At 58.0% G+C, this 20,903-nt stretch carries 21 protein-coding genes; 11 read left to right on the plus strand and 10 right to left on the minus strand.

Annotated features, from left to right (window positions below):
• Positions 1-244: 244 nt before the first annotated feature.
• Positions 245-1,237, minus strand: a complete 993-nt coding sequence (locus F8N43_RS24975) for a GlxA family transcriptional regulator (protein WP_150630314.1) — start codon at positions 1,235-1,237, stop codon at positions 245-247.
• A gap of 102 nt (positions 1,238-1,339) precedes the next feature.
• On the opposite strand from F8N43_RS24975, the gene F8N43_RS24980 reads away from it, so the two are divergent.
• The 10 genes from F8N43_RS24980 to F8N43_RS25025 all read left to right on the plus strand — a co-directional run bounded on the left by F8N43_RS24980 (position 1,340) and on the right by F8N43_RS25025 (position 10,672).
• Entirely contained in the window at positions 1,340-1,888 is a 549-nt protein-coding gene (locus tag F8N43_RS24980; protein ID WP_150630313.1) for a cysteine hydrolase family protein, read from the plus strand.
• A gap of 283 nt (positions 1,889-2,171) precedes the next feature.
• A complete protein-coding gene (locus F8N43_RS24985; RefSeq protein ID WP_150630312.1) occupies positions 2,172-2,753 on the plus strand; it encodes a YjfI family protein in 582 nt (193 codons plus the stop codon).
• 25 nt (positions 2,754-2,778) lie between these two features.
• Positions 2,779-3,477, plus strand: coding sequence for a PspA/IM30 family protein (locus F8N43_RS24990; RefSeq protein ID WP_150638493.1), 699 nt, complete (start codon positions 2,779-2,781; stop codon positions 3,475-3,477).
• 154 nt (positions 3,478-3,631) lie between these two features.
• Complete coding sequence (locus F8N43_RS24995; RefSeq protein ID WP_150654510.1) at positions 3,632-4,195, plus strand: rhomboid family intramembrane serine protease; 564 nt, start codon at positions 3,632-3,634, stop codon at positions 4,193-4,195.
• Positions 4,196-4,267: 72 nt separating this feature from the next.
• Positions 4,268-5,302: an ion channel gene (locus F8N43_RS25000; RefSeq protein ID WP_150630309.1), complete on the plus strand. Its 1,035-nt coding sequence runs from the start codon at positions 4,268-4,270 to the stop codon at positions 5,300-5,302.
• A complete protein-coding gene (locus tag F8N43_RS25005; protein WP_150630308.1) occupies positions 5,289-5,963 on the plus strand; it encodes a DUF2491 family protein in 675 nt (224 codons plus the stop codon). Before F8N43_RS25000 ends, F8N43_RS25005 begins: the two co-directional genes overlap by 14 nt.
• A gap of 14 nt (positions 5,964-5,977) precedes the next feature.
• Complete coding sequence (locus F8N43_RS25010) at positions 5,978-6,406, plus strand: DUF350 domain-containing protein (RefSeq protein ID WP_150630307.1); 429 nt, start codon at positions 5,978-5,980, stop codon at positions 6,404-6,406.
• A gap of 18 nt (positions 6,407-6,424) precedes the next feature.
• Positions 6,425-7,141 carry a DUF1190 domain-containing protein gene (locus tag F8N43_RS25015; protein ID WP_150638497.1) on the plus strand — a complete coding sequence of 239 codons (717 nt, stop codon included), beginning with the start codon at positions 6,425-6,427 and terminating at the stop codon, positions 7,139-7,141.
• A gap of 12 nt (positions 7,142-7,153) precedes the next feature.
• Entirely contained in the window at positions 7,154-8,311 is a 1,158-nt protein-coding gene (locus tag F8N43_RS25020) for a glutathionylspermidine synthase family protein (RefSeq protein ID WP_150630305.1), read from the plus strand.
• Between the two features lie 156 nt (positions 8,312-8,467).
• Positions 8,468-10,672 carry an OsmC domain/YcaO domain-containing protein gene (locus F8N43_RS25025; RefSeq protein WP_150638501.1) on the plus strand — a complete coding sequence of 735 codons (2,205 nt, stop codon included), beginning with the start codon at positions 8,468-8,470 and terminating at the stop codon, positions 10,670-10,672.
• Between the two features lie 69 nt (positions 10,673-10,741).
• On the opposite strand, the gene F8N43_RS25030 is transcribed toward F8N43_RS25025, so the two are convergent.
• Positions 10,742-11,269 (minus strand): single-stranded DNA-binding protein, encoded by a 528-nt coding sequence (locus tag F8N43_RS25030; RefSeq protein WP_150630303.1) that lies wholly within the window; start codon positions 11,267-11,269, stop codon positions 10,742-10,744.
• Between the two features lie 9 nt (positions 11,270-11,278).
• Positions 11,279-12,676: an MFS transporter gene (locus F8N43_RS25035; RefSeq protein ID WP_150630302.1), complete on the minus strand. Its 1,398-nt coding sequence runs from the start codon at positions 12,674-12,676 to the stop codon at positions 11,279-11,281.
• Between the two features lie 191 nt (positions 12,677-12,867).
• On the opposite strand from F8N43_RS25035, the gene uvrA reads away from it, so the two are divergent.
• On the plus strand, positions 12,868-15,702 hold the full coding sequence (gene uvrA, locus F8N43_RS25040) for an excinuclease ABC subunit UvrA (protein ID WP_150654511.1): 2,835 nt from the start codon (positions 12,868-12,870) through the stop codon (positions 15,700-15,702).
• Between the two features lie 65 nt (positions 15,703-15,767).
• On the opposite strand, the gene bfr is transcribed toward uvrA, so the two are convergent.
• The 7 genes from bfr to rpsM all read right to left on the minus strand — a co-directional run bounded on the left by bfr (position 15,768) and on the right by rpsM (position 20,893).
• Positions 15,768-16,232 carry a bacterioferritin gene (bfr, locus tag F8N43_RS25045; RefSeq protein WP_150630300.1) on the minus strand — a complete coding sequence of 155 codons (465 nt, stop codon included), beginning with the start codon at positions 16,230-16,232 and terminating at the stop codon, positions 15,768-15,770.
• Positions 16,233-16,381: 149 nt separating this feature from the next.
• Entirely contained in the window at positions 16,382-17,836 is a 1,455-nt protein-coding gene (locus tag F8N43_RS25050) for a catalase (protein WP_150630299.1), read from the minus strand.
• 188 nt (positions 17,837-18,024) lie between these two features.
• The gene (gene rplQ / locus F8N43_RS25055; RefSeq protein ID WP_007896790.1) at positions 18,025-18,411 is read right to left on the minus strand and encodes a 50S ribosomal protein L17; all 387 of its coding nucleotides are present in this window, start codon (positions 18,409-18,411) and stop codon (positions 18,025-18,027) included.
• A 42-nt stretch (positions 18,412-18,453) separates the two neighbouring features.
• On the minus strand, positions 18,454-19,455 hold the full coding sequence (locus tag F8N43_RS25060) for a DNA-directed RNA polymerase subunit alpha (RefSeq protein WP_003186012.1): 1,002 nt from the start codon (positions 19,453-19,455) through the stop codon (positions 18,454-18,456).
• Positions 19,456-19,477: 22 nt separating this feature from the next.
• Positions 19,478-20,098 carry a 30S ribosomal protein S4 gene (rpsD, locus tag F8N43_RS25065; protein ID WP_003210056.1) on the minus strand — a complete coding sequence of 207 codons (621 nt, stop codon included), beginning with the start codon at positions 20,096-20,098 and terminating at the stop codon, positions 19,478-19,480.
• An 18-nt stretch (positions 20,099-20,116) separates the two neighbouring features.
• Positions 20,117-20,506 (minus strand): 30S ribosomal protein S11, encoded by a 390-nt coding sequence (gene rpsK / locus F8N43_RS25070; RefSeq protein WP_002555466.1) that lies wholly within the window; start codon positions 20,504-20,506, stop codon positions 20,117-20,119.
• A 30-nt stretch (positions 20,507-20,536) separates the two neighbouring features.
• Entirely contained in the window at positions 20,537-20,893 is a 357-nt protein-coding gene (gene rpsM, locus F8N43_RS25075; protein ID WP_003186020.1) for a 30S ribosomal protein S13, read from the minus strand.
• Positions 20,894-20,903: the final 10 nt, after the last annotated feature.

Below are 20,903 nucleotides of genomic sequence, written 5' to 3' on the forward strand. Positions count from 1 at the left end.
TCCCGTATTGAAACCTTCGACAATTCAATCAGTTGCCGAATGGGTAATAGCACTGAGCCTGTCTCATTCTGCACGACTGCTCGTTCACTCCCGGCATTTTGCACGACTCACGCGATACGCAAGGTCATTGTGGGAGCGAGACCGGCTTGCCGGCGATTGCGGTGGATCAGTCGAAATAAACGCTGAATGTTATGGCCTCATCGCGAGCAAGCTCGCTCCCACATTTTGATCGGCGGCATTCTGGCTAACGAGCAACGTTTGAGGGCGTCACTCCAAACCGCGCCCGATAATCACTCGGTGCCAACCCGGTAATCTTTCTGAATGTCGCGCGAAACGCGCTCGGGTCCTGATAACCCACGGTCCAGGCAATGTGGTCGATGGTGCCGTTGGTGAACTCAAGCATTTCCCGGGCCTTGCCGACCCGCAAATGCTGGCAGTACTCGGTGGGTTTCAGCCCGGTCGCAGCGCGGAACCGGCGCAGAAAGGTCCGCTCTTCCAGCCCTGCCCGTTCGGCCATGGTCGTCAGCGAAACATCGGTCGCGCCGGTGCTTTGCAGCCAATGCTGAACCTTGAGAATCGAGGCATCGCCGTGGCTGAGGATCGGTGAAAAGTTGCTGCCACATTCACTTGCACTGTCGCTGTGTTCCACCACCAGAAACCGTGCGGTGCCGGTGGCGATGCTCGGCCCCAGCAGCCGGTCCACCAGGCGCAACCCCAGCTCGGACCAGGCCATCAACCCGGCCGTGGTGATCAGGTCGCCGTCATCGACGATCGGCGTATCGGCCTTGAGCTTGATCGCGGGATAACGCTCGGCGAAAGTCTTGGCCGAGCTCCAGTGGGTGGTGGCGCTGCGGCCGTCGAGCAGGCCGCTTTCAGCCAATAGAATCGAACCCACACAGACGCCGCCGAGGGTCGCGCCCTGTGCATGTTGCTGACGAATCCAGCTCAGCAAGCCTTGCGGTGCCTGGCCTTCGAAAAAACCGCCAATCGACGGAGGGATCAACACCGCCACCAATGCGCCGTCCGGCGCGGGATGACTGTCATAGACGCGCTCGGGCACCTGATCGCCATCGACCTGCCAATGGCTGACCCGCAGCAGCGGCAACTGCGCCGACTGATGCTCGGCGGCAATCCGATTCGCCACCCCGAACAAGTCCGTCAGCCCGTGCACCGCCGCCATCTGCGCGCCGGGATAGATCAACACGCCCAGCTCGGCGATTGCCCTTGGTGCGTCCATTGTCAGTTTTCCCCCTTCAATTGTCGGTGCGGCCAATCCTCGAACGGCCCTGCGCAGCCAATACTTCATTCCACACCCAACACATACTTCGAGGAAACAGTCATGGCCAAGCAAGCACTCATCGTAGTTGATATCCAAAACGACTACTTCCCTCAAGGCAAGTGGCCGCTAGTCGGCGCCGACGCTGCTGCGGATAACGCCGTGCGTCTGCTCAAAGCGTTTCGCGATGCCGGCGACGCGGTGGTGCACATTCGCCACGAGTTCACGTCCGACGAAGCGCCGTTCTTCACCCCCGGCTCCGAAGGCGCCAAGCTGCACCCCAAAGTCCTGAACCGTGCCGACGAGCCGGTGGTGCTCAAGCACTTCGTCAACTCGTTCCGCGAAACGGAACTGCAGTCCATTCTCGACGAACAAGGCATCAAGGAACTGGTGGTGGTCGGCAGCATGAGTCACATGTGTATCGACGGCATCACCCGCGCGGCCAACGACCTCGGTTACAGCGTCACGGTGATCCACGACGCCTGCGCCTCCCGTGACCTGGAGTTCAACGGCCTCACCGTTCCGGCCGCCCACGTTCACGCTGCCTTCATGTCGGCATTGGGCTTTGCCTACGCCAGCGTAATCTCTACTAACGAGTTTCTGGCTGTTTGAAACGAAGGACCTGTGGGAGCGAGCCTGCTCGCTCCCACCGTCGTGCGTGGAAAGAAAACACTTTTGAACCCACAGTTCCCAGAGCCCGAAAAATCTCACGCGTGAGCTATTGAGGGTTGCCAGATTTGCCTGTAGTGTTTCTCACGCGTGAGTTTTTCACAACGAGGTCAGCACCATGAACAGCAGCTCTCCATCAGATCCGTCTGCCGGGTCTGTGACCGATTCAGCGAGCCGCAAGGGAGAGCGCTCGAAACCGTCCGCGAAAAAACCGTCGAGCTTCTACATGAAGCAGATGCGGGCGGGCCTGGGGGCCGCCGGTTATGTGAAACACGAGACTTGGGTGCTTCCCGAAAACCGAAGCCTGCTCAAGCAGATGGAGAAACAGCTACGCCAACCGATTCGGGCTGGCTCATTCATGTCGGAGAATTACATGAGCGCAGGTAACAACTGGAACATCGATCGCCTCTACAGCGCCCTTCAAGCCCTGGACGAAGTGGTCTCGAACGACATCACCCTCTCCCTCGTTCAAGGCTCCGAGTCCAGCATCAAGCTGGAAATGAACGACTTCGGTGGCTTGCCGATTTACATCGCGGTGGTGGGCGACCAGATCATCGTCGATACCGTGCTGGTCGACGTCGAGTCGATCAAAGACGTGCCGGCCTTCAATGATGCCGTGTTGCGCAGCCGGGAAATGTTTCCGCTGTCGTCGATCGGTATCGAGTCCATGCCCAACGGGCAGGTCGTTTACAACATGTTTGGCGCACTCAGCTCCGACTCGAGCCTGACCAACGTCGTGACCGAGGTCAAAACCCTCGTCGACAACGTGCAGCGCGCCAGCGAAGCCTTCGAACGTTTCTTCAATTAATTATTCGGGAATCAGGGAATATCCAATGACTCAGTCCATCTGGAGCAAATTGTTCACCGCACTGCGTGGCGGCGCCAACGAAGTCGGCGAATCGATCGTCGACCAACAGGCCCTGCGCATCCTCGACCAGGAAATTCGCGATGCTGACAGCGCGCTGGCCAACGCCAAGCGTGAGTTGGTGACCATCATGGCCAAGCACAAACTGTCGGCCGATCGCGTCAGCGAGTACAACGCCAAAATCAAGGACCTGGAATCCAAAGCCCTGGCCGCGATCCAGGCGAACCGTGAGGATCTGGCACTGGAAGTGGCCGAAGCCATTTCGACCCTGACCAATGAACTGGATGTCGAGCAGAAGCAGGCCACTGAATTCGGTGGTTATGCGGAAAACATGCGCAAAGACATCACCAAGGCTGAAAACCGCATCAAAAGCCTGCGCCAGCAAGTGGACATGGCCAAGGCCCGCGAAAGCGTACAGAAAGCACAGGTCAGCGCGTCCATCGCCAGCGGCGGCGCCAATGGCAAACTGGAAACCGCCGTCGGTACGTTGAATCGCTTGCAGGCCAAGCAGCAGCAACGTGCCGCGGAACTGGAAGCCCAGGACCAACTGGCCGATGCCTCGACCGGTACCGACCTGGAGCGCAAACTGCGCGAAGCCGGCATCACGCCGGACGCGGGCAGCGCCAACGCGATCCTGGAACGCCTGAAGCAGAAATCGGCTGAGTAACCCACTCAGTCGCAGATACATAACCTGTGGGAGCTAGCCTGCTAGCGATTACGGTTTGTCAGGCGACATTAATGTTGACTGACACTCCCTCTTCGCGAGCAGGCTCGCTCCCACATGGCTTTGCGTTGCAATTCCGATTGATACGAGGTCAAGGATGGATGCCCTGAAGGGTTTCAAGACAATCGCCAGCCTCGCCATTTTCATGGTGGCGCTGCAACTGCTCAATGTCGCGACCGGCTACAGCCTTGTGGCCTTCGGCCTGGTGCCGAGAACCGTCCACGGATTGGTCGGCATCATCACGTCACCCTTTTTGCACGCATCCTTTGCGCACCTCAGCGCCAACCTGATTCCCTTCCTGATTCTGGGTACCTTGGTCATTGTCGAGGGGCTCAACCGGTTCCTCACCGTCAGCGCGATCATCATTCTGCTGGGCGGTTCGCTGGTCTGGCTGTTCGGATTTTCCGGCGTGCACATCGGTGCCAGCGGCTGGGTATTCGGGCTCTGGGCTTATCTGCTGTCCCGCGCCTGGTTTCACCGCAGCTGGGGCAACCTGATCACGGCCAGCGTCGTGGCATTGCTGTATGGCGGCCTGGTTTTTGGCTTTCTTCCGCGCCAGGGTGTGTCCTTCGAAGGGCATCTCTTTGGTGCGCTCGCCGGATTTATTGCAGCCAAAGTACTTTTCTCTGCGCCGCGCAGCAGGTTTAATGCCGCCGGTTAACCGCACTTGAGCATTCAGACGCCGAGGCGATAACGTCGCCAAGGAATGAATACCCACGGAGTCAGGGACGCAATGTCGATTTTCCTTTTACTGCGCATGTATGCCTCGTCCCTCTTCCACCGATTCGGCTGGGCAGGACTGGTCATTGCCTTGGGCGTGCACCTGACCACGGCGTATCTGGGCCTGGTGTTGCTGGGCGAACAGCACCTCACCGCCCCCGCCACGTTTACCTACTTCTATCTCACCACCACGCTGACCGTAGGCTATGGCGATCTCGCGCCACAGACATCGGCGGGGCGCATTTTCGTGGCCACCTGGGTCATGCTCGGCGGCATTGCGCTGCTGACGGCCGCCATCGGCAAAACCACCAGCAGTGTTATCGATGTATGGAGAAAAGGCATGAAGGGCAAAGGTGATTACACCGGCAAGGTCGGGCATACGGTGCTCATCGGCTGGGAAGGTGCGTCCAGCGAACGGGTCGTCGAATTGTTGCTTCAGGATGAAACCTCGAACGACAACCTGATCGTCATTTGCGATTGCACCCTTGAAGAAAATCCCATGCCCGGCCAGGCAGCCTTCATCAAGGGCGAAAGCCTGTCCTCGGTGGCACTGCTATTGCGTGCCGGCGTTCCCGGAGCCGAGCGCGTGCTGGTGCGAACCCATTCAGACGACCTGACCCTGGCCACCGTACTGGCGGTCAATCAGCTGAAACCTGTCGGGCATGTGGTCGCGCATTTCAACGACAGTGAAATCGCCGCACTCGCCAGCGCCTACGCTCCCAGCCTGGAATGCACGTCAAGCATGGCCATCGAGATGCTCGTGCGCGCCTCCCAGGACCCGGGTTCGTCCGTGGTCATCAACGAATTGCTGTGCGTGGGCCAGGGCGCGACCCAATACCTGATGAAACTGCCCGAGACGTTTAACGCGACGTTCGGCGATCTGTACACGCAGATGAAAGAACGTCACAACGCCACCCTCATCGGCTATCGCGCCAAGGGCGCCCGACAACCATCGATCAACCCGCCCGGCGCGACGCGCATTGACGGCGGCGAGCTCTTCTACATCGCCTCCACTCGCCTCAAGGAAATCTCCAATGGGATGGTTTAAGCAGTTGATGGGGCTTGAGGCCCCGAACGCGAATACAGAGTCGAAATGGACAGCCAACCAAACCCAACCAGCCACCGGCCCGTTGGGTCTGGCGCTGGGCAAAGGCGTAATGTTCGACACCACGCTTAAATTGTTGCTCGACGAAAAAACCTCGGTGGCCATTCCCGGCTCCCAACAGGTCTGGAGCAACGGCACCATTGACCTCGGGCAGTCGACCTGGCTGTCGCGCTATTACATGAACGACGAAGACTACTGGCTGCAAGTGCACACCACCGGCGATATCGCTGGCCAGATCGAGTCGGTGATCCTGTTCAACTACCTCAGCTACATCACCATCAGCAGCGAAGCGGAGCTGCGTCGGCTGGCAGGCCCGCAAAGCTTGATCGGGCTGCCGACCTACACCCACAACGGCGTCGAGTACACCCGCGAATGGGGCACCGAAAATGGCCAGACAGAACTGGTGGCGTTGAGCGAACAGCTGAACAATCCGGAAGAGTCCTACAGTATCGAGCACCGTTCGATGCTGTACGCCCGCGAAACCGGTCTGACCGACCGTCGTGAGTTCCTGCTGTTTTCCGTCGAAGAAGACGCCGAAGGCACGATCAGTTTGAGCACTTCGTTGGGCATTTCGCTGTACACCACCGACCTGAACACTTTTTAAAAAGGAAGAAACCCATGCTAGAAGCGCTCTCCGTCTCCCTGAACAAAGCCGCCGTGTTCGGGTTTGTTGCGTACATCGTCGGCGCCGCCGTGCTGTTCGCGCTGTTCCAGTTCATCTACACCCGCCTCACCCCGCACAAAGAATTCGAACTGATCCGTTCGGGCAACGTCGCGGCCGCAATCGCCTTGGGCGGCGCCGTCATCGGTTTCGCCATTCCGGCCAGCAACGTGATTGCCTACTCGATCAGCATTCTCGATTTCGTCGTCTGGGCAGTCATTGCGGCATTCGTGCAATTGCTGGCGTTCCTGATGACCAGCCTGGTGCTCAAGGGCACCTCCGAGCGCATCAAGAAAGGCGAAATCGCCGCCGGTATCTACGTGGCAGCCGTGGCCATCAGCGTCGGCATGTTGAATGCCGCCTGCATGACCCCTACCTCGAACTGATCGCGCACGGAGCTCCCGATGAAACGAAGCAAGTACGTTCAGCTCTCGCTGGCAGCATCGGTCGCCATGGCGATATCAGGTTGCGGGCCAACAGAAAAAACCTACGCGGTACAGAAGAAGTACAACTTCCAGTCCGTGCAGCAATGCGCCGATGAAAAACTTCCGGTGGACGTCTGCTCGGACGCCTTCATGACCGCCATGGCTGAGCATCGGCGCATTGCACCGGTGTACGACAACCAGGCCGATTGCGACGCTGACTTCGTCGCCGACTGGTGCCAGCAGGACTCCGCCGGCAAATTCATCCCCAAACTCGGCGGCTTCGAATTGACCGCCGATGGCGAGGTGACGCAATCCCAGGTGGACGCCGCCAAAGCGCAATTGCCCGCCTCGGAAGCGAACAGTGGCGGCTCCGGATTCTCCGGCACCAGCCTGCTGACGGGCCTGCTGATTGGCAACATGCTGAGCAACAACCGCAACAGCTATTACTCCGAGCCGGTTTACCGCTACCGCGACGACCGGGGCAGCTATTCGTCGTCGACGCTCGGCCAGCGGATTTCGAAAGGTTCGACCTTTACCAAATCCAATCAGGCGCGATACGGCAGCAGCAATTACGCCGACTCGATCCGTTCTTCTGCAAGCAAGCCGGTGTCCGTTGCCTCGTCCACTTCCCGTGGCGGCTTCGGCAGCAAAGCCAGTGCACGCAGCGGCTGGGGCGGCGGCGGGTCGAGCAGCTAAGGAAACCGGGCCATGAAGAAAATCCATTGCGCAGAGCGTCCTGACTGGAAACAGACTGCCGAGAATCTCGGCTTTATGTTCCACACCATCGACGACGAACCCTATTGGGACGAGAGCGCGTACTACCAGTTCACGCTCAAGCAGATCGAAAACGATCTGGAAGACCCGACCACCGAGATTCATGAGATGTGCATGGACCTGGTGGCCCGCGTGGTGCAGAGCGAGGAGTTGCTGGGGCGCCTGAGCATTCCGGCACCGTTCTACGACCTGGTTCGTACGTCATGGCTGGAAGGTCATCCGCATCTGTACGGGCGCATGGACTTTTCCTATAACGGAAGTGGCCCGGCCAAACTGCTGGAGCTCAACTACGACACGCCGACCAGCCTGTACGAGGCGGCGGCGTTCCAGTGGGGCTGGCTGGAGCAATGCATCGAACGCGGCTTGCTGCCCAAGCACGCCGACCAGTTCAACAGCATCGACACAAAGCTGCATCAGGCCTTTGCTCAATTGCAGCTTACACAGCCCTTCTATTTCGCCTCGATGAAAGACTCGGTCGAGGACAAAGGCACCACCGATTACCTGCGGCTGGTGGCGGAAAAGGTCGGCATCGAATCCCGCCACATCGACATCGAAGACATTGGCCTGACCAGTGACGGACGCTTCGTCGACCTTGAAGATCGCTGGATTCCTCACCTGTTCAAACTGCACGCCTGGGAGTTCATCTTCCACGAGCCCTTTGGTGCAGCGATTGCCCAGAGTGATACGCAATTTTTCGAACCGGCCTGGAAATCCATCATCTCCAACAAAGGCATCCTGCCGCTGTTGTGGGAATTCAACAAAGGCCATCCGAACCTGCTCGCCGCCCATCTGGATACCGACCCGAACACGGCGGTGCCCAAGGGTTGGGTGCGCAAGCCGTTCTTCTCGCGGGAAGGCGCCAACATCGAGCTGCAAACAGCGGACGGTCTGATCGTAAAAGAGGACGGGCCCTACACGGACGCGCCGTTTATCCTTCAGGAATTCGCGCCGCTGCCGCAGTTTGGTGATAGCTACACGCTTATCGGTTCTTGGGTGATCGGCGATCAGGCGGCAGGGATCGGAGTGCGTGAAGACAACAGCCTGATCACCAAGGATTCGAGCCGGTTCCTGCCGCACCTGATACTCGACTGAACAAATCATGGTTTAGAAAAAGCCCGGTGCCGTGCATCGGGCGTCTGGGTGAAACAGCTGTAAACCTGATCAAGGACCAGACAACCACAAGACTTACCGCTGAAAAGCCGGATAATGGCGGCCAAATCGTCTAGCCCGTTATTCTGGTAATCCCCCATGGAAATCAAGGTCAACTTTCTCGACAACCTTCGGCTTGAAGCCAAGTTCGACGACTTCACGGTGGTGGCCGATCAACCTATCCGCTACAAGGGCGATGGCTCGGCACCGGGCCCGTTCGACTACTTCCTGGCTTCGTCGGCGTTGTGTGCGGCGTACTTTGTGAAGTTGTACTGCAGCACGCGCAACATCCCTACGGACAACATCCGCCTGTCGCAGAACAACATTGTTGACCCGGAAAACCGCTACAACCAGATTTTCAAAATCCAGGTCGAGTTGCCGGCAGACATCTCCGACAAGGACCGCCAGGGAATCCTGCGCTCCATCGACCGTTGCACCGTGAAAAAAGTGGTGCAGGCCGGGCCTGAGTTTGTGATCGAAGAGGTGGAAAACCTCGACGCCGATGCCCAGGCGCTGCTGATGCCTGCTTCCAGTTCAGAGGCAGGCACTTACATTGCGGGCAAGGATCTGCCGCTGGAGCAGACCATCGCCAATATGTCGGCCATCCTGGCGGACCTGGGCATGAAGATCGAAATCGCCTCGTGGCGCAATATCGTGCCCAACGTGTGGTCGCTGCATATCCGCGATGCGCACTCGCCGATGTGCTTCACCAACGGCAAGGGCGCGACCAAGGAAGGCGCGCTGGCGTCGGCATTGGGCGAGTTTATCGAGCGACTCAACTGCAACTTCTTCTACAACGACCAGTTCTGGGGCGAAGACATCGCCAACGCGCCGTTTGTGCATTACCCGGACGAACGCTGGTTCAAGCCTGGTCGTAAAGACGCGCTGCCGACTGAAATTCTCGACGAGTACTGCCTGAAGATTTACAACCGCGACGGCGAGCTGCGTGGCTCCCATCTGATCGACACCAACTCGGGCAATGAAGAACGCGGCATCTGCTCGCTGCCCTACGTACGCCAGTCGGACGGCGAGGTGGTGTATTTCCCGTCCAACCTGATTGAAAACCTGTTTCTGAGCAACGGCATGAGTGCCGGTAACACGCTGGCCGAGGCCCAGGTGCAGTGCCTGTCGGAGATCTTCGAGCGCGCGGTCAAACGCGAAATCATCGAAGGTGAATTTGCACTGCCGGATGTGCCGGCCCACGTGCTGGCCAAGTTCCCCGGCATACTGGCCGGTATTCAGGCATTGGAAGAACAGGGCTTCCCGGTGTTGGTCAAGGATGCGTCACTGGGGGGTGAATTCCCGGTGATGTGCGTCACGTTGATGAACCCGCGTACCGGCGGTGTGTTCGCCTCGTTTGGCGCGCACCCAAGCCTGGAAGTGGCGCTGGAACGCAGCCTCACCGAATTGCTCCAGGGCCGCAGCTTCGAAGGCCTCAACGACTTGCCCCAACCGACGTTTGAGGGTCATGCGGTGACCGAGCCGAATAACTTCGTCGAGCACTTTATCGACTCCAGCGGCGTGGTGTCGTGGCGCTTCTTCAGCTCCAAATCGGATTACGAATTCGTCGAGTGGGACTTCTCCGGCCAGGGTGAAAACTCGAACGCCGAGGAAGCTGCGACCTTGTTCGGCATTCTCGAAGGCATGGGCAAAGAAGTGTACATGGCGGTCTACGAGCATATCGGCGCGACGGCCTGCCGCATCCTGGTGCCGGACTATTCGGAAATTTATCCGGTAGACGATCTGATCTGGGATAACACCAACAAAGCGCTGTTCTTCCGCGCCGACATCCTGAACCTGCATCGCCTGGACGAAGAAGAACTGCAAGCGCTGGTCGAGCGTCTGGTGGAAAGCGAGCTGGACGACTACACCGACATCACCAGCCTGATCGGCATCGAATTTGACGACAATACCGCTTGGGGTCAGCTGACGATTCTGGAATTGAAGCTGCTGATTTATCTCGCCTTGCAGCAATTTGAAGAGGCGAAAGAAGCGGTGGAAATGTTCCTGCAGTACAACGACAACACGGTTGAGCGTGGCTTGTTCTACCAGGCCGTCAATGTGGTGCTGGAGATGAAGCTGGACGAAGACCTGGAACTGGAAGACTACGAATCCAATTTCCGCCGGATGTTTGGCAACGAGCGGATGGATGCAGCGATCGGATCGGTAGACGGCAGCGTGCGTTTCCATGGCTTGACGCCGACCAGCATGAAACTGGAGGGTCTCGACAGGCACCAGCGCCTGATCGATAGCTACAAGAAGCTGCATTCGGCACGGGCTAAGGTAAGCACGTTGCCCCATTAACAGCGCCCACAAAAAAGCGAAGCCCAAGGGCTTCGCTTTTTTTTGTCTGCGGTTCTGAAAAGCTATGGATCAGAACGGGATATCGTCATCAAAGCTGTCGAAATCCGGAGCTGGCTGAGGAGCGGCCTGCTGCTGTGGAGCTGGACGTGACTGCTGTTGCGGTGCCGACTGCTGCGGGCGCGGAGCCTGCTGGCGTGGAGCCGGAGCGGACTGCTGATAGTTATTGCCCCCGCCTTGTTGGTCGCCCTGTTGTGGACGGCCGCCGAGCAGTTGCATGGTGCCTTGCATGTCGACCACGATTTCAGTGGTGTAACGCTTGATACCGTCTTTTTCCCACTCGCGGGTCTGCAGCTTGCCTTCGATGTAGACCTGCGAACCTTTACGCAGGTATTCGCCGGCGATTTCCGCCACTTTGCCGAACATCGACACACGGTGCCATTCGGTCTTCTCGACCTTCTGACCGGTTTGCTTGTCGGTCCACTGTTCGCTGGTCGCCAGACTCAGGTTGGTCACGGCGTTACCGTTAGGCAAGTAGCGAACTTCGGGATCCTGGCCGCAAGTGCCGACCAATATGACTTTGTTAACCCCACGGGCCATAACGTTCTCCTAGGCTTCGCACGCTGTCGCGGCCGGGTTGTTCACCAGACGCTCGAGGGTGGTGCGATCCAATAGTTCGGTGTCCAATTTGATGTAAATCGCCGCTTCATCCGCGACGATCACTGCATCTGTTACCCCTACAACGGCCATCAGGCGCTCGACCAGACCCGCTTCGCGGATCGCCTCGGGCGACAACGGCAAGCGCAGGCTCGTCACGTAGGGAGGTTCGCGCATGGTAACAGCAAAGGCCAACCAGAGGGCAGCCAGGCCGGCGCATCCGAGGAAGACAACCGACAGACCGCCATGCTGGAACATCCAGCCGCCGAGTATCCCGCCCAGTGCCGATCCGAGGAACTGACTGGTGGAATAAACCCCCATCGCCGTGCCCTTGCCGCCCGCCGGTGAAACCTTGCTGATCAGCGATGGCAACGAAGCTTCCAGCAAGTTGAACGCGGTAAAAAACACCACCGTCCCAATTACCAGAGCCCGCAAGCTATCGCCGAACTGCCAGAAGAATAGCTCAGTGAGCATCAGCGTCAGCACCGCGCCCAATAAAACTCGTTTCATTTTGCGTTTCTTCTCGCCGTAGATAATGAACGGGATCATGGCGAAGAAGGAAATCAGCAGCGCGGTCAGGTAGACCCACCAGTGCTGCTCTTTGGGCAACCCGGCTTTTTCGACCAGGGCCAGCGGCAATGCAACGAAGCTCGACATCAACATCGCGTGCAACACAAAAATGCCCAGGTCCAGGCGCAACAGGTCGGGGTGCTTGAGCGTCGGCATCAGCGCCTGACGCGCAACGCCGGACTCACGGTGCTGCAACGGCCCGGTGGACCGCGGCACCATGAACATCACAATCACGATACCCACCAGCGCCATGCCGCCGGTGGCGAGGAACAACCCGGACAGGCCGAAGGCGCGAGTCAGCAACGGTCCTACCACCATGGCGACCGCGAACGACAGACCAATCGTCATGCCAATCATGGCCATGGCTTTGGTCCGATGCTGTTCGCGGGTCAGGTCTGACAGCAACGCCATCACGGCCGCGGAAATGGCCCCGGCGCCTTGCAGGATTCGTCCGGCGATCACGCCCCAGATCGAATCGGCATTGGCCGCCAGCACGCTGCCGAGGGCGAAGATGATCAGCCCCAGGTAAATCACCGGGCGGCGACCGATGCGATCGGAAATGAAACCAAAAGGAATCTGAAAAATCGCCTGGGTCAGGCCGTAAGCGCCAATCGCCAGCCCGATGAGGGCCGGGGTCGCTCCTGCCAGATCCATCCCATAGGTCGCCAGTACCGGCAACACCATGAACATGCCAAGCATACGGAAGGCGAACACAAGGGCCAGACCGCTTGCAGCGCGGGTCTCACTGCCACTCATGCGTTCGCTGTGGGGATCGTGCATGGAAAAACCTCATGTGAACCGGCGGCGATTCTACCAGTCCCATCGATTGACAGGGTATATCGCGACGCTTTGACGCGCTCCGCTGACAGACTCTTCATGTAAGACAGCCATCCACTCGTTTGATAGTGTGCATCCATCCAGTATTTGGCCGTATACTCCTACGTTTTCGACGCCCGCCGAGCGAGGCCACTTTGGACAAGATCCTGATTCGTGGGGCCCGAACCCACAACCTGAAGAACATCGACCTGACCCTGCCACGGGACAAACTGATCGTCATCACCGGCCTGTCCGGATCCGGCAAATCGTCCCTGGCATTCGACACGCTGTACGCCGAAGGCCAGCGCCGCTATGTCGAGTCGCTGTCGGCCTATGCCCGGCAGTTTTTGTCGATGATGGAAAAACCTGACGTCGACACCATTGAAGGTTTGTCGCCAGCCATTTCCATCGAACAGAAGTCGACCTCGCATAACCCGCGCTCGACCGTCGGCACCATCACCGAAATCTACGATTACCTGCGCCTGCTTTACGCTCGCGTGGGTATTCCGCGTTGCCCGGACCACGACATTCCGCTGGAAGCGCAGACCGTCAGCCAGATGGTCGACCTGGTCCTAGCGCAACCGGAAGGCAGCAAGCTCATGCTGCTGGCGCCGGTGATTCGCGAGCGCAAAGGCGAACACCTTTCGGTCTTCGAAGAGTTGCGCGCCCAGGGTTTTGTAAGGGCCCGGGTCAACGGCAGGATCTGCGAGCTGGATGAGCTGCCGAAGCTGGACAAGCAAAAGAAGCATTCGATTGATGTCATAGTCGACCGCTTCAAGGTCCGCGCCGATCTGCAACAGCGTCTGGCCGAGTCGTTCGAGACCGCGCTGAAACTGGCGGACGGTATCGCCCTCGTCGCACCGATGGACGACGAGCCGGGCGAAGAGATCATCTTTTCCGCGCGCTTCGCCTGCCCGATTTGTGGCCACGCGATCAGCGAACTGGAACCCAAGCTGTTCTCCTTCAACAACCCGGCCGGTGCCTGCCCGACGTGCGATGGCCTGGGGGTGAAGCAATTCTTCGACATCAAGCGACTGGTCAATGGAGAACTGACCCTGGCCGAGGGCGCGATTCGCGGCTGGGACAGGCGCAACGTCTATTACTTCCAGATGCTCGGGTCGCTGGCGGCGCACTACAAGTTCAGCCTCGAAGTACCGTTCAACGAACTGTCGGCCGATCAGCAGAAATTCATCCTGCACGGCAGCGGTTCGCAAAACGTCGACTTCAAATACCTGAACGACCGTGGCGATATCGTCAAACGTTCGCACCCGTTCGAAGGCATCGTGCCGAATCTCGATCGTCGCTATCGCGAAACCGAGTCGGCGTCTGTGCGTGAAGAGCTGGCCAAGTTCCTCAGTACCCAGCCTTGCCCTGACTGCCGTGGCACACGCCTGCGTCGCGAGGCGCGGCATGTCTGGGTAGGCGAGAAGACACTGCCGGCGGTGACCAATCTGCCGATTGGCGATGCGTGCGAGTACTTCGGCGTATTGAAACTGACCGGACGTCGCGGTGAAATTGCCGACAAGATCCTCAAGGAAATCCGTGAGCGACTGCAGTTCCTGGTTAACGTCGGTCTCGATTATCTGTCGCTGGATCGCAGTGCCGACACGCTGTCCGGCGGTGAAGCTCAGCGGATTCGTCTGGCCAGCCAAATCGGCGCCGGCCTGGTGGGCGTTCTGTACATCCTCGATGAACCGTCGATTGGTCTGCACCAGCGCGATAACGACCGTTTGCTTGGCACGCTCAAGCATCTACGGGACATCGGCAACACGGTGATCGTGGTCGAACACGATGAAGATGCCATTCGCCTGGCGGACTATGTCGTGGATATTGGCCCGGGTGCTGGCGTTCATGGCGGGCATATCGTCGCCGAAGGCACACCCGCCGAGGTGATGGCTCACCCTGACTCCCTGACCGGCAAGTATTTGTCAGGCCGGGTGAAGATTGCCGTCCCGGCCAAACGCACACCGCGGAACAAGAAGTTGTCGCTGTCCCTCAAGGGTGCTCGCGGCAACAACTTGCGCAACGTCGATCTGGACATTCCGATTGGCCTGCTGACGTGCGTCACCGGCGTCTCCGGCTCGGGCAAGTCGACGCTGATCAACAACACGCTGTTTCCTTTGAGCGCGACGGCACTCAACGGTGCGACGACGCTCGAGGCTGCGGCTCACGACAGCATCAAGGGGCTGGAGCATCTGGACAAGGTCGTCGACATTGACCAAAGCCCGATCGGCCGCACGCCCCGCTCCAACCCGGCAACCTACACCGGGCTGTTCACGCCGATTCGCGAACTGTTCGCCGGCGTGCCGGAATCCCGTTCGCGTGGCTACGGACCGGGGCGTTTCTCCTTCAACGTGAAGGGCGGACGCTGTGAGGCCTGTCAGGGCGATGGCCTGATCAAGGTAGAAATGCACTTCCTGCCAGACATCTATGTTCCGTGCGACGTCTGCAAGAGCAAGCGCTACAACCGCGAAACGCTGGAGATCAAGTACAAGGGCAAGAGCATCCATGAAACCCTTGAGATGACCATCGAGGAGGCTCGGGTGTTCTTCGATGCGGTGCCTGCCTTGGCGCGCAAGCTTCAGACGCTGATGGATGTCGGCCTGTCGTACATCAAGCTGGGGCAATCGGCGACCACGTTGTCCGGTGGTGAAGCCCAGAGGGTGAAACTGTCCCGTGAACTGTCGAAGCGCGATACCGGCAAGACGCTGTATATCCTCGATGAACCGACTACCGGTTTGCACTTCGCGGATATCCAGCAACTGCTCGACGTGTTGCATCGACTGCGCGACCACGGCAACACTGTAGTGGTGATCGAGCACAACCTGGACGTGATCAAGACGGCTGACTGGTTGGTGGATCTGGGGCCGGAAGGTGGTTCCAAAGGCGGGCAGATCATTGCCGTCGGTACGCCTGAAGAAGTCTCCGAGATGAAGCAGTCTCACACCGGCTTCTACCTCAAGCCGCTGCTGGCTCGCGACAAAGCCTAAGTCAGCCCCATGAAAAAGCCCCTGTCACTTTGTCGGTGACAGGGGCTTTTTTGTCTCGGCTGCAATCAGGTGTGGGATTGCAGATAGTTCTCGAGACCGATCAACTTGATCAGCCCCAACTGCTTCTCCAGCCAGTAGGTGTGATCTTCTTCGGTATCGTTCAACTGAATGCGCAGGATCTCGCGGCTGACGTAGTCTTTGTGCTGCTCGCAGAGCTCGATGCCCTTGCAGAGTGCGGCGCGGACTTTGTATTCCAGACGCAGGTCGGCAGCGAGCATGTCAGGTACCGAAGTGCCGACATCGAGATCGTCCGGACGCATGCGTGGCGTGCCTTCCAGCATCAGGATTCGGCGCATCAGGGCATCGGCGTGCCCTGCTTCCTCTTCCATCTCGTGGTTGATTCGTTCGTAGAGCTTGGTGAATCCCCAGTCCTCATACATCCGCGAGTGAACGAAATATTGATCACGCGCGGCCAGTTCGCCGGTCAGCAACGTGTTGAGGTAATCGATTACGTCTGGGTGGCCTTGCATCGCCCTACATCTCCCTGCTTGAAAGTCTGTAGTTTGAACCACGACGACTGTTTGGTCACTTGGTTTACGCGATAAAAGCGAAGATATTCTGAGAAAAGTAGTTTAAATAGCGCAAAAACCGCCCAAATGAGGGCGGTTCTGCTTCTCGTTTAGACTTCGTTAAGCTGTACGTTGAGTGCCCTTGCGATTGCTTCTCCATACGCCGGGTCGGCCTTGAAAAAGTGCTGCAATTGGCGATCAACCACATCAGTGGAGACGCCAGCCATTGCTCCGGCGATGTTGTTGACCAACAGCGCCTTCTGCTCATCATTCATGAGCCGGAACAGCGCACCGGCATGGCTGTAGTAGTCGGTGTCTTCGCGATGGTCGTAACGATCGGCCGCACCACTCAATGCCAGAGCCGGCTCAGCGTAGCGAGGTGCCTGTTTCGGCGCCTCGACGTAGCTGTTCGGCTCGTAGTTCGGCGCAGCACCGCCATTGCTTCCAAACGCCATGGAACCATCACGCTGGTAGCTATTGACCGGGCTGCGAGGCGCATTCACCGGCAACTGCTGGTGGTTCGTGCCTACACGGTAACGGTGCGCATCTGCGTAAGCGAACACGCGACCTTGCAGCATGCGGTCTGGCGACAGGCCAACACCCGGCACCATATTGCTCGGACCGAACGCCGCCTGCTCGACTTCGGCGAAGTAGTTCAGCGGATTGCGGTTGAGTTCCAATTCGCCCACTTCGATCAGTGGAAACTCTTTCTGCGACCAGGTCTTGGTCACGTCGAAAGGATTCTCGTAATGCGCAGCAGCCTGGGCCTCGGTCATGATCTGAATGCATACGCGCCATTTCGGGAAATCACCGCGCTCAATGGCACCGAACAAGTCGCGTTGTGCGTAATCCGGATCCGTACCGGCCAGGCGTGCAGCCTCTGCCGGCGCCAGGTTCTTGATTCCTTGCTGGGTCTTGTAGTGCCACTTCACCCAGTGACGCTCGCCGCTGGCGTTGATCAGGCTGTAAGTGTGGCTGCCGAAGCCGTGCATGTGACGGTAGCCGTCAGGGATGCCACGGTCCGAAAACAGGATGGTGACCTGGTGCAGCGCCTCGGGCGAGTGCGACCAGAAGTCCCACATCATCTGCGCGCTTTTCAGGTTGCTCTGCGGCAGGCGTTTTTGCGTGTGGATAAAGTCCGGAAATTTGAGCGGATCGCGAATGAAGAACACCGGTGTGTTGTTACCAACGATGTCCCAGTTGCCTTCTTCCGTATAGAACTTCAGGGCGAAGCCACGTGGATCGCGCTCGGTGTCTGCCGAACCGCGCTCACCACCCACAGTGGAAAAACGCAGGAAGGTTGGCGTTTGCTTACCGACAGATTCAAACAGCTTGGCGCTGGTGTACTCGGTAATGTCACGCGTGACGGTGAACGTACCGTAAGCACCCGAACCTTTGGCGTGTACGCGGCGCTCAGGAATGTTTTCACGGTTGAAGTGGGCAAGTTTCTCGATCAGGTGGAAGTCGTCGAGCAGCAATGGGCCGCGAGGACCGGCAGAGCGGGAATTCTGGTTGTCGGCGACAGGAGCGCCACTGGCGGTTGTAAGTGTTTTATTTTGGCTCATGCGATCTCTTCCTCTGTCAGTCTGAACTGCCGGCTTATCGGCTGAGAGGGAGTATTGATCAGGAACGTTACACCTACAAATTCATTAACTTGTAAGTGTCGATAGAAAATTACTAACAACGGCTTCGCTTTTCGAACGCCCACAAAAAACCGGGCGCTAGGCCCGGTTCTTCGTTTCAGACTGACGTCTTACTCAGCGGATACAGCTTCACCGCCGACAGGACGATCAACCAACTCGACGTACGCCATAGGCGCGTTGTCGCCAGTGCGGAAGCCGCACTTGAGGATGCGCAGGTAGCCACCCTCACGGGTAGCGTAACGCTTGCCCAGGTCGTTGAAGAGCTTACCAACGATAGCTTTCGAACGAGTACGGTCGAAGGCCAGGCGGCGGTTAGCCAGGCTGTCTGTCTTGGCCAAAGTGATCAGCGGCTCAGCAACGCGACGCAGTTCTTTAGCTTTTGGCAGTGTAGTTTTGATCAGCTCGTGCTCGAACAGCGACACCGCCATGTTTTGAAACATGGCCTTGCGGTGCGAGCTGGTGCGGCTCAGGTGACGACCACTTTTACGATGACGCATGGTTCATTCCTTACCAAACACAACGTTCGGTGATTACGACGATCAGGCAGTCGCCTTGTCGTCCTTCTTAAGACTTGCAGGCGGCCAGTTGTCGAGGCGCATGCCGAGGGACAGACCGCGGGAGGCCAGAACGTCCTTGATTTCAGTCAAGGATTTCTTGCCAAGGTTCGGAGTCTTCAACAGCTCTACTTCGGTACGCTGAATCAGGTCACCGATGTAGTAGATGTTTTCCGCCTTAAGGCAGTTAGCCGAACGTACAGTCAGTTCCAGATCGTCAACCGGGCGAAGCAGGATCGGATCGATCTCGTCTTCCTGCTCGACAACCACTGGCTCACTGTCACCTTTGAGGTCGACGAACGCAGCCAACTGCTGTTGCAGAATGGTTGCAGCGCGACGGATAGCCTCTTCAGGATCCAGGGTACCGTTGGTTTCCAGATCAATAACCAGCTTGTCCAGGTTAGTACGCTGCTCGACACGGGCGTTTTCCACCACGTATGCGATACGGCGAACCGGGCTGAACGAAGAGTCAAGCTGCAAGCGACCGATGCTGCGGCTTTCGTCTTCATCGCTCTGACGCGAGTCTGCCGGTTCATAACCACGACCACGAGCTACGGTGAGCTTCATGTTCAGGGCGCCGTTAGACGCCAGGTTAGCGATTACGTGATCGGGGTTAACGATCTCGACATCATGATCCAGCTGAATATCGGCAGCGGTAACCACCCCCGAACCCTTCTTCGACAAGGTCAGCGTAACTTCGTCACGACCGTGCAGCTTGATAGCCAGACCTTTAAGGTTCAACAGGATTTCAATTACGTCTTCCTGTACGCCTTCGATGGCGCTGTACTCATGGAGTACACCGTCAATCTCGGCCTCGACTACTGCACAGCCGGGCATTGAGGACAACAGGATGCGGCGCAGCGCGTTGCCCAGGGTGTGGCCGAAACCACGCTCGAGAGGCTCGAGAGTGATCTTGGCGCGGGTTGGACTGACAACCTGCACATCAATATGGCGGGGTGTCAGGAACTCATTTACCGAAATCTGCATGGATGCACCTATTTTCTAGCCCTTACTTGGAGTAGAGCTCGACAATCAGGCTTTCGTTGATGTCGGCGGACAGATCACTGCGAGCTGGAACGTTCTTGAAAACGCCCGACTTCTTCTCAGTGTCTACTTCTACCCATTCTACGCGGCCACGTTGGGCACACAGATCGAGAGCTTGGACAATGCGAAGTTGGTTCTTTGCTTTCTCGCGAATCGCGACCACGTCACCAGCACGAACCTGGTAAGACGGTACGTTTACGGTCTGACCGTTAACGCTGACGGATTTGTGCGATACCAGCTGACGGGATTCGGCACGAGTAGAGCCAAAACCCATACGGTATACAACGTTGTCCAGACGGCATTCGAGCAGTTGCAGCAGGTTTTCACCGGTTGCACCTTTCTTGCCAGCAGCTTCTTTGTAGTAGCCGCTGAATTGACGCTCGAGAACGCCGTAGATACGACGGACCTTCTGCTTTTCGCGCAGTTGGGTGCCGTAATCGGACTGGCGACCGCGGCGTTGGCCGTGGATACCAGGTGCTGCTTCAATGTTGCACTTCGATTCGATCGCGCGCACGCCGCTCTTCAGAAAGAGATCGGTGCCTTCGCGACGAGCGAGTTTGCATTTTGGACCAATGTAACGAGCCATTCTTTACAATCTCCTGGATTACACGCGGCGCTTCTTCGGCGGACGGCACCCGTTGTGCGGGATTGGCGTCACGTCGGTGATGCTGGCGATCTTGTAGCCACAGCCGTTCAAAGCGCGGACTGCAGATTCACGACCTGGGCCTGGACCTTTGACGTTAACGTCGAGGTTTTTCAGGCCGTATTCCAGCGCAGCTTGACCAGCACGTTCAGCAGCTACTTGAGCAGCAAACGGGGTGGACTTGCGGGAACCGCGGAAACCCGAACCACCGGAGGTAGCCCAGGAAAGAGCGTTGCCTTGACGGTCGGTGATGGTCACGATTGTGTTGTTAAAAGATGCATGGATGTGGGCGATGCCATCAACCACTGTCTTTTTAACTTTTTTACGAGGACGAGCAGCAGGTTTAGCCATGATTAATTTCCTGTCGATTCGCTGGGGCGATTACTTGCGGATCGGCTTACGCGGACCTTTACGGGTACGCGCGTTAGTCTTGGTACGCTGACCGCGTACTGGAAGACCACGACGATGACGCAGACCGCGATAGCAACCGAGGTCCATCAAACGCTTGATTTTCATGTTGATTTCGCGACGCAGGTCACCTTCAGTGGTGAACTTCGCCACTTCGCCACGCAGCTGTTCAATCTGCTCGTCGCTCAGATCCTTGATCTTTGCGGCTGGGTTTACCCCAGTCACTGCACAGATCTTCTGTGCAGTAGTGCGACCAACACCATAGATGTAGGTCAGCGAGATAACAGTATGCTTGTTATCTGGAATGTTAACGCCTGCAATACGGGCCATTCAGTGGGAC

This window comes from Pseudomonas fluorescens (genome assembly GCF_902498065.1).
Classification (GTDB): Bacteria; Pseudomonadota; Gammaproteobacteria; order Pseudomonadales; family Pseudomonadaceae; genus Aquipseudomonas; species Aquipseudomonas fluorescens_BJ.